Consider the following 9,906-nt stretch of genomic DNA (forward strand, 5'->3'; position numbering starts at 1 on the left):
CCAGTTGTCATGCCAATGGCACAGCTGGGCAGCTAAGTGCGGAACGGATAAACGCTGAAGGCATCTAAGCGTGAAGCCGACCTTAAGATAAGATATCCCTTCGTAAGAGTAAGACCTCTCATAGACTATGAGTTTGATAGGCTCAAAGTGTAAGCGTGGTGACACGTTCAGCTTGCGAGTACTAATCGGTCGAGGGCTTTTCCTTTTTACTTCATTCAAGTTTGAGTTTCGCCTCGCATTACGCTTTATTCTCTTCAAAACTTCAATAAATAGTCGGTGCTTATGGCAATGAGGTCACACCCGTTCCCATTCCGAACACGGAAGTTAAGCTCATTCGCGTTGACGATACTTGGCTGGTGACGGCCTGGGAAACTAAATCAGTGCCGACTCTTTAAAGCCTATCTATTTAAGATAGGCTTTTTTTGTTATTTCGGGAGGAATATATATGAAAAAGCTTATAAAGACTCATTACGCTTATATTTTGATCTTTGCTTTTATTATTATATCGGGCTTTACTATGTTTATGTGCTGCGATGATTATATATGGTTCTATGCATTTTCAGATGACAGACTGTCATCATATGCTTCGCCCAATGGACGATATTTCACCAATTTTATTACAAGATTTTCGGTCCAGTGTCTGCCGCTTTATTCGGTATTTTATATAATATCATTTGGTTCGCTTGTTATACTGCTTGAAAAGCTTGTTAGGAAACAGAACATTCCTGTTCCCGTATCATTGCTTTCTGTATTTGTTCTGATACAGTTCATTCCTTCTAAGATCTACACTGAGGTTTTCAGGTGGATATCGGGTTTTAACAATTATTGTTTTGCGTTTATATTTACATTGATATATATACTTTTTTCTTTTAAGCTTATTTTTTTCGATTATAAGCCGAAGATTTACACTTCTTTTTTGTTTCTTGTCATTGGTTTTTTCGGTTGCCTTTGTGTAGAGCATCTTACTATATATAATATTATTTTTTGTATTTTTGCTGTAGCTGTGACTTATGTGAGAAAAAAGAAGCTTTTTCTCCATCATTTCTGTTTTTTGACAGGAGCAATCGCAGGTGCGGTATTAATGCTTTCACACAGTATATATCATACTGTAGCTGTTGAGACAGATGAACTCGGCACAAGAGGCTTTGAATTATCTATAGCTGATTCTTTTATGCAGATCCTGCGTTTTGTACTGCCGCATTTCTGCAAGGATTTCTGGATACTGCATATACTTGTTACTGTTGTATTCACTGTATTTTATTATAGAAATGAAAACTCTAAAAAATTCAAGTATGCAGGACTTTGTCTTACTTGCTGTTGGGTATTTGTTATCTACCTGATGTTTACCTCTGTTTTTCAGGACCTTGCAGTACTTAGCTCTGCAATGAAGATCAGAGCTATAGAGTTTGCATTTACATTTTTGTATATATGTGCTTTGATATATAATATTGTTGTTTATCTTAAGCCTGATGAGCGTTTACGTGCGTTGGTATATTTATTCAGTTCCGTTACGCTTACAATTCCTTTTGCAATTGTATCACCTGTAACTCCAAGATGCTTTTTTATTGAGTATCTATTTTGGATTTTATTTGCACTGGAAGTGTTATTTGCTTCTATGAAAAGAGTAAAATGCTCGGTTTGGAGTATTTACAAGAGAATACTGATATGTACGTCATGCGGTATTTTTGTTTTATTTGCAAATATGAATATCACAAATTGTCTTTATGACCATAAAAGGTTTGAATACTTGCAGGAGCAGATGTCATCAAAGTCAAGGGGAGTTGATCTTATGTTACTGCCATATCAGAAATATGCATATGATGACTTTAGTGAAAAAACTATTTTTTCGGGAGTTTTGAAAGATGATGTCAGTTATGGTGAGTACATTTTGAAGTATCATGGTATCTCATATGAAGACTTCATGAACAGAAATAGACGTATGATAGAGGCTATAGATTATAATGAAAGCAAAGCTTCAGAGTAAATGCTTTGTCTTTAGACCGAAGTTTATTTATATTTGGGCGGTGATCGTATGTTAAAGAGAATTGCAGGAAACAAGGCATTTTATCCTATATTATTGGTATTATATTTCTGAAAATAAGGAACTTGAAGCATGGGTAGTGGCAAATGGCAGATTGTTTTCCAATAAGATAACATATTGGCTTGTTCGTAGCTTTGCTTTCAGAACTATTTTTGTATGGATAAGTTTTGCTGCTTTTCTTATTTTACTTGGAAAGCTTTTTGATTTTAAGAATGTGCTGGGGCGTTATAAATACTATTTGGTACTTCTTTTTTTTGTTTTTATACCTCATAGCACCTATGCTGAGACCGTAAACTGGATATCGGGATATACAAATTATGTTTTTTCAATGCTGTGTATTTTTATTTATTTATCATTTGTTTTTAAATGCTTTTTTAAGGGCTATTCACCTAAGATATATTCCTCGTTTGCTTTTTTGATACTTGCCTTGATTGGCGGTTTATGTGTTGAACACGTAACGATTTATAATGTGTTTTTAGCTGTTGCTGTTTTATTTATTGCTTTTAAACTTAATAAAAAGTGCATCTTGCACGCCGTTTTTTTCCTTGTTGGCACTGTTGTTTCTTGTTTAATAATGTTTGGCAATAATAATTATAGTGAGATAAAAACAGAAGATTCAATTGGAATGAGAGCTTATGTGTTTAGTTATTCAGATATTATGCATAATGCATTTACCTATGTAGTAAAGCATTATACTAAGGATTTCTGGCTTATATCTATTATTCTCACCCTATCTTTTACTTTCTTTTATATTAAATCTGATTTTAATGAAAAAAAGCCAAAATATCTTAATGTTTGTATGGCGATATGCTGGCTGTATTCTGCCTATTCAATCTTTACAATGTGCATTTCTGATTTTAGGGCTATTACTCCTGCTATGAGAGTTGTTGCACTTGAAACCGCATTTTCTTTCATCTATGTTGTTGCAATAGCATATCTTATATATGTATTTTTTGATAAGAACAACAGGCTACGTTTATATTTGTATCTTATAAGTACATTTCTTTTGACCGCTCCTTTTGTTTTTATAAAACCGGCTACTCCACGCTGTTTTTTTGCAAATTATATGTTCTGGATACTTCTTTGTGGTGAGTTGCTGACAGCTGTAATAAAAAGCATTGATAAGAGATACACGAAAAAAATCGGCTGTTTTGTGTGTGCGTTTTCATTATGCTCTGTTTTTTGTGTTATGACAGCTTGTTTGACGAATAAGCATATAAATACTATTCGTTATGATTATATCAAGGAGCAGCTTCAGGATGATAAGAACAGATATATCAAATTGATCCTTCTTCCGTATACTGAATTTCATCATGATGACTTGAGCGATGGACTAATAAATTCTGATGATGAAAGTGATAAATTATCTTATTCAGGTTTTATTATGAAGTATTACGATATTGAGGTCGATAAAGATAAGGAATACAAGGAAATAAAAGTTCCACCTTACGACTATTACATTGAAAAAGCTTCAGAATAACAAAAAGAGCAGCTTATTCTGCTCTTTTTCGTTTTTATTACATCGCCGAAGCGACTACCATATAGACGTAGGTGGATAATGCTGCGAATGCGATAATTATAGAATAAACAGGCATTCTGAGCGCTTTTGTGGCTGTTTTGGAGCTGCTTTCCAGCTTTGTCACCGCGAATCCGAGGAACAGCGTTCCTGTAATAACCGTCGGCATAAGATAGCGGAAATTCATGCTGCAAACCATAGGGTAATTTTTTGAAAGCGTGTACAGATTTATCATCAGAACAAGGTGGAAGAACACCAGAAATCCCTTTTGTATCCTGTCCGCATCTGTTTTCTTGAAAAGGTAGAATATCATTGCGGCGAATGCGGCAGCTGCAATGGATACTCCCAGCCAGAACAGCACCTTGCAGACCGTATCCATGTATTCCATATCGGGGAAGTTGTTTCCGTTGATAAATTCGCCGAATATGGAGTTTTTCAGTATGGCTATCAGCGGATTATGCTCATTGAAGCCCTGGGGCTCTCCTGCTTCGTCACGCCACAGCCAGTTTTCATAGACGTTCTGAACTTGCTTTAATGAAAAATCGGTAATTCGCTCCCAGAATGTTATGCCTTTTATGGTCTGGTCCATTTCGGGGAGCTCCTGAACGTATGTAAGGGGTATCCCCCAGCGTATAAGCCCCCTTATAGGGAACCACATTCCCAATGGGAAGCATAGAGCTAAAAATGCGGCGAATTGTATGAACAGCTTTTTCCATGAGGTCTTGAAGGTTTTGAAAAATACAACGATGAAAACAAATGCGATAGGAAATGCTGCCAGAGCCGCCGACAGCTTGGTCATCATTCCAAGTCCGAGGCATAGCGCTATTTTGATTATATTTGCCATTGTAGGGGCTTTGTACCATTTCAGGGTACAGTATACGGCTCCTATTGTAAGAGCCCATGTGAGGGCGTCGTTGTTCATGAAAGCGGCAAGGTAAGTAAAGCAGGGGTGGAAAGCGGTTATTATAAGAGAGATATAAAGTGCTCTGCCGTCAAGCTTGAAGTATCTGAATATTTTATATGCTGTGATAATTATTGCCATGGAGTAAAACAGCGGCAGCGTTTGTGCCGATTCTACGGCATTTCCGATATCAACGCCCAGAACGCGGTTCAGAAAACCTATCCACACTGCGCACAGTGCATGGTGCAGCGGAGGGTGGCAGTACTGGAAAACCTGCCTGTAATCGCCGTCGTAAAGGTGATGATTGTAGCAGAGATAGGAGATATATCCAAGGTGTCCGGGAGTGACTTCTTTTGAGGGCTCGAACCAGCTCACATCATGCTGTCGCTCACTTATGGACGTTCCGAGGACGTAGCACAGCTTTACCATAAAGCCCATGCCCATGATGAGCAGCGCATTGAAGCGCCGCGTAAGCTTTTTCGTGTAAAAGGCAAAATAATAAGCTGTCAGCAGTATGCAGCCATAGGCGAATACAAACAGAAGTTTGTTTTTCTGATTTCGGAAATACAGAAAAACGGGAGCTCCCACTGCCGAAACTGCAAGGGTGAGTATGACAGGCAGGGGATTTTTCAGTTTATATCTGCTGCATATCCGCGGTACGATAAGACCTGCCGAAAAGCAGTAGAACAAGAACATTATCATGACAGCTGCTGATGATATATTGCTGCTTGCCGCGCAAAATGGCATAGTGCAGATGATACATATCAGAAATGCTGAAATATAAGGGTGTGCTGTGAGTATCCCGAAAAGTCCTGATAAAACGGAATTGTTTCCCGTGTTTTTCTTTTCGGAAATACGTGTGGGACTATTCATTTTGTTCTCCTTTTAATGATTGCTTTTTAATATATTTTATCATAAAAGGGACAAAATAGCAATAATTAAGGCGAAAGACAGCAAAAAAAGACGTATAAAACTTGTAGAGGCGCCGTTTCGGCGCCCGTGAAACTGTATGATAAAAAGGCTGCCGAACATCGACAGCCTTTTTGTTATTATTCGTTTGCGTCCATATCTGTGAAGTTGATATGTCCGAAGTTTGCCTGCACGTCCTTATTTATCATATCCTTGAGAACTGTGATGACCGATGAATTGACCTTGCCTGACTTTCTTGCAACAGCAGACTTAAAGCCGAAGTTGATCTTTCCAGCAGGGGTTGTCTGGGCGGCTGTAAGTCTCTTGTAAGCGTCGGCTGCGTCCTCGATGATGTCGTTCTGCTTTCTGTCTTTTTCATTGACCTGCATAGCGATAACGAATTCATCAGAGCCTGTACGGTAGATCTTGCAGTTCTTGAATACCTGATTGATAATGTCAACAGTTCTGACAAGCAGCCAGTCGCCGATATCGTTTCCGTAGCGTGAGTTGATATCGCTGAAGTTTGCGATATTGAACATTACGAAGTAGTACGGGTTCGACGGCGGAGAATTGACCTCTTCAAAGTCCATAGAGAAGGATATTCTGTTGTTCACATCGGTGAGAACGTCCTTGAACATGGCTGTATAGAGGGATTCCTTGGTCTTGTTGTTCTTGATGATAGTTGAAGCAAGCTTCTGGTTCGCCTTTTCCTGCTTATTGTTGAGGTAAGCGAAGATAAGGGTGAGGACTACGATGGCAATTGCAAATAATGCCATATACCAGCGCATTGTGTGTGAAAGTGCATATACCTCTTCCTTTGTATCATTCAGCATGAGTATCCAGTTATACTTTGACATATAAGAGTAGATAGAGATATACTTTGTACCCGTTTCTTTGTCCTTATACTGGAATGAACCTTCGGTATTGCCGCTTTTTTCGGAGCTGAGCTCACGACATATTTTGAGGATGTTTTTGTTTGTTGCGACTTTACCTACCTGATCGGGATCCTTGTTAAAGATATACTTGTTATCATTAACATTTATCATAGTATAGGAAGAATCATTGATACCCTTGATTTCCAGATTGTCAAGAGTCTGAACGAGCTGTTCGGTGAATATTCCGAGACCGACGAAGCCTATAGGCTCACCGTTGTCGTTATATACCGCCTGATACATGGACACGATCTGCTTACCTGAAGCAGGTGAAATGATGATTCCCGTGTTATAGACGCCGTTGCCTGCGCGGAGAAGAGCGTCCTGAAGCTCTTTCTGCTTGCTTTCGTCTTTTCTTGTCTGGATTCCGACAGTCTGGGGATTTGTATGGGCTATACAGTGTGTATCCCATGTACCTATCCAAAGACCTTCAACGTTTGCAAGTCCGATATCCGCTGAGTACTCCTCAGTGTACTTCTGAGCTGCTGCTACATATTTATCATTATCGGGTTCGAGCAGGATATTCTTTACAGCCTCTGCATTACTGAAGTAGCTGAGTGTTTTTTCTGCGTTCTCCACATAAGTCTGAATGATATGAGCGCGCTCATTGGTAATGGTCTGCATATGGTCGATAGAATCTTTTCGTGTTGTAGAGCTGATTGTCTTAGTAATTCCAAGTGAAAGAGCTATCATAATGATAAGCTGGATTATGAGGATCAACGCGACTGTTGATACTTTCTTTTGACCTTTCATTTCTTTTAATACCTCCCTGAATTACTTCCTGAAGAAGCCAAAGCGCTTCTTCGGTGACGGCAGACTGTCGAGAAATTCGTCTGTTTCGGGTTCTTCTGCGACCTTCAGCAGACTGCTGACTCTGTTCTTTAGGAGATCTCCTTTAGCATTGGCTGTATTGGTGTCCATAGATACCGAGGTGGACTCGATATGAGACTCCGAGAAAGGAGCTGCGGCTAAAGGGGGCGCTGCCGTGTTGCTGGCAGAGGGTTGAGCCATAGTTATCGGAGAAGCCTTTGCATGAGCGGTATACTGCGGCTGCGGAGCAGCGGGAGCATGACCGCCGTATCTTGCAGGCTCGGGCATATTTCCCATAGGAGCGGCAAACATACCGACCTCCGATATGCTTATCATTCTGTCAGGCATCATTATCATGCAGTTTGCGTTAGCAGGTGCAAGGGACATGATATAGCCGATACAGTTGTTGCATGGGAGCATAGGAGTCCTGCTTTGCGTATTTAAAAGCAGCATAGCCTCTATGATGTTTTCTCCTGCGGCAAGCATATTCTGTACTGCGTCGATCTCTGCGTGGATAGCGCTGTTCATATCCTGACGGCTTATGCCTGTGTATAATCTTCCTGAGGCGGATTGGATAGTGCAGACCGTGTCAGCAGGGGATATGAAAGCGCCTGATTCGAGTAATCGTATCGCTGTTGAATGAGCAGCGTTGAAGATAGCTTCTGAATTCATTTCTGTTTCACCTCTATTCATTGAAGCAGCTTGCTGCTGAGTTTTACGAGTAAATACCGTGCGAGAAACCCCATAATCCATATATCGGTTCTGTCGAAAGCTCCTGAAGCTGCAACCTTGTTATACTAAAATTATACACTTTTTGTATGTATATTTCAACTGAAAAAATATAGAAAAGGTGGATAATTGTTATACATATTATGTTTAAAAAATTGTGATTTCACCAAATGAGCAGTAAATATTGAAAGCAAAAGGCTAATTACAGGAGTTTAAGGCATATAATAAGAAAATATGAAAAATATACTATCAGTTCATATTCTACAAGGAAAAAGGATTAATGATTTTACATCGGGTATATTTTACGATTAACTATAGAAAAATAAAACACAAAATCTCATAAACGGGCAGTAATTTATTGTTAAATCAGCATTGTTACTGCCATATGGATAAAAAAACAGGGCTTTAGTGAAAAAAGCGCCGAAAAATCAGCTTCGGGACTGAATGATTATTCAGAGGAAAAGGCTTCTGATCCCGCAACAATTTACAAAAACATAATATTTGATATATTGACAAGAAAATATTTTTTTGCTAAAATAATAACATCATGATATAAGGAGGAAAACACATGAAATGCAGATACTGCAACTATGAAAACAAGGAAGGCGACAACTACTGCGAAAACTGCGGTGCGTCACTGGAGATAGCGTCGGGGGCAATGGACGATATTTCTGCGATACCCGTACCAACAGCAGATACGCAGACAGACGCCGCAGAGACTTCGGCAGCTCAGCCTGACAACAGTCAGCCAAACAATTACGGACAGCCAACAGGCTACAGCCAGTCAAACAATTACGGACAGTCCAACAACTATGGTCAGTCCAACAACTATGGTCAGTCCAACGGCTACGGACAGCCTAATGGCTACGGTCAGCCCAATGGCTACGGTCAGCCCAATGGCTACGGTCAGCCCAATGGCTACGGTCAGCCTAATGGCTACGGACAGCCCAATGGCTACGGTCAGCCCAACGGCTATGGTCAGCCCAATATGTATCAGGGACCTATCTACGGCTTTGACCACTACGGACAATTCAACGAGGGCGACGGAAGTCCTAAGTATGTAGGCTTCGGAGAGGCTATAAAGCTTTACTTCAAGAACTACGCCAACTTCAAGGGACGCTCCACAAGAAGCGAATTCTGGTGGGGATTCCTGTTCAACTTCATTATCGGTATCGTAATGGGAATAATCATGGTAGTCGTATTGTCAGCTTCTTTCATTCCTAAGATGAAATCGGGCAATATAGATATGTTCATGTCAGAGGAAAAATTGCTGAAAGAAATGTTTTTCCCGATGATTATTTTCTATATCATAAGTATGGCACTTTCAATACCGTACTGGTCGGCAGCTGTAAGAAGACTTCACGACGCAGGTCATTCTGGCTGGTGGTTTCTTATGCTGTTGGCAGGAAGTATCCCAAGCTATTTGAGACTTATTCCGGGTATCAGCCCTGAACTCTCAACAGGTCTTACCTGTATCTGCTCGCCGTTAGCACTTGGAGGTCTTATTGTAAACATCATATTCTGGTGTCAGCCAAGTGTGGTATATAACAAATGGGGGGCTCCTGCAAAGCCAACAATGATGAGATAAATCCAAAGGGATTCCGAATACTCGGAATCCCTTTTTGTATCCCGAAAACCCCTGGCTCTGCCAGGGGTTCAAAGAAGCTTTAGCTATGAGTAGAAAAAGAAAACCTCCCATGTTATAATAGTAATGGTCTGCCAACCAAACTGAAAATAACAAAGGAGGTATCGTCATGAAACGAGACGATATAAATAGTTTAGCACATTCCAAGTGGAATTGCAAGTATCATATAGTATTTGCACCGAAGTATAGACGGATGGTGATTTATAGTCAGATAAAAACTGATATAGGAAAGATACTAAGAAGGTTATGTGAACAAAAAGGAGTAGAAATAATAGAAGCAGAAGCATGTCCGGATCACATACATATGCTGCTTGCAATTCCGCCGAAGTACAGTGTATCGCAGATAATGGGCTACTTGAAAGGAAAAAGCTCATTGATGATATTTGAGCGACATGCAAATCTGAAGTATAAGTACGGTAACAG

At 39.9% G+C, this 9,906-nt stretch carries 7 protein-coding genes and 2 rRNA genes; 6 read left to right on the forward strand and 3 right to left on the reverse strand.

The features are described from left to right. The 4 genes from T497_RS0111455 to T497_RS0111470 all read left to right on the forward strand — a co-directional run. Positions 1–206 (forward strand): 23S ribosomal RNA (locus T497_RS0111455); the annotation flags it as partial. 66 nt (positions 207–272) lie between these two features. Next, positions 273–389 (forward strand): 5S ribosomal RNA (gene rrf, locus T497_RS0111460). 56 nt (positions 390–445) lie between these two features. Continuing rightward, a complete protein-coding gene (locus T497_RS18555; protein WP_028515734.1) occupies positions 446–1,984 on the forward strand; it encodes a DUF6056 family protein in 1,539 nt (512 codons plus the stop codon). 136 nt (positions 1,985–2,120) lie between these two features. Next, positions 2,121–3,521: a DUF6056 family protein gene (locus T497_RS0111470; protein WP_196243042.1), complete on the forward strand. Its 1,401-nt coding sequence runs from the start codon at positions 2,121–2,123 to the stop codon at positions 3,519–3,521. A 37-nt stretch (positions 3,522–3,558) separates the two neighbouring features. Here T497_RS0111470 and T497_RS0111475 read toward each other — a convergent pair whose 3' ends face one another. The 3 genes from T497_RS0111475 to T497_RS0111485 all read right to left on the reverse strand — a co-directional run bounded on the left by T497_RS0111475 (position 3,559) and on the right by T497_RS0111485 (position 7,781). Further along, positions 3,559–5,331, reverse strand: a complete 1,773-nt coding sequence (locus T497_RS0111475; RefSeq protein WP_051530639.1) for an ArnT family glycosyltransferase — start codon at positions 5,329–5,331, stop codon at positions 3,559–3,561. Positions 5,332–5,507: 176 nt separating this feature from the next. Beyond that, positions 5,508–7,052 carry a diguanylate cyclase domain-containing protein gene (locus tag T497_RS0111480; protein ID WP_028515737.1) on the reverse strand — a complete coding sequence of 515 codons (1,545 nt, stop codon included), beginning with the start codon at positions 7,050–7,052 and terminating at the stop codon, positions 5,508–5,510. Positions 7,053–7,073: 21 nt separating this feature from the next. Further along, a complete protein-coding gene (locus T497_RS0111485; protein ID WP_028515738.1) occupies positions 7,074–7,781 on the reverse strand; it encodes a hypothetical protein in 708 nt (235 codons plus the stop codon). Between the two features lie 625 nt (positions 7,782–8,406). Here T497_RS0111485 and T497_RS18960 point away from each other — a divergent pair. Together T497_RS18960 and tnpA are read left to right on the forward strand one after the other, a co-directional pair. Then, positions 8,407–9,426, forward strand: coding sequence for a DUF805 domain-containing protein (locus T497_RS18960; protein ID WP_051530640.1), 1,020 nt, complete (start codon positions 8,407–8,409; stop codon positions 9,424–9,426). Between the two features lie 166 nt (positions 9,427–9,592). Then, positions 9,593–9,906: IS200/IS605 family transposase (gene tnpA / locus T497_RS0111495; protein WP_028515739.1), on the forward strand; the 314-nt coding region annotated here is incomplete at its 3' end.

Origin of the sequence: Ruminococcus flavefaciens MA2007 (genome assembly GCF_000621845.1) — a bacterium.
Classification (GTDB): Bacteria; Bacillota; Clostridia; order Oscillospirales; family Ruminococcaceae; genus Ruminococcus; species Ruminococcus flavefaciens_E.

Coding starts and splice junctions, on each gene's coding strand:
- T497_RS18555 (WP_028515734.1), top strand. CDS start 446: ATGAAAAAGCTTATAAAGACTCATTACGCTTATATTTTGATCTTTGCT.
- T497_RS0111475 (WP_051530639.1), bottom strand. CDS start 5,331: ATGAATAGTCCCACACGTATTTCCGAAAAGAAAAACACGGGAAACAAT.
- T497_RS0111480 (WP_028515737.1), bottom strand. CDS start 7,052: ATGAAAGGTCAAAAGAAAGTATCAACAGTCGCGTTGATCCTCATAATC.
- T497_RS0111485 (WP_028515738.1), bottom strand. CDS start 7,781: ATGAATTCAGAAGCTATCTTCAACGCTGCTCATTCAACAGCGATACGA.
- T497_RS18960 (WP_051530640.1), top strand. CDS start 8,407: ATGAAATGCAGATACTGCAACTATGAAAACAAGGAAGGCGACAACTAC.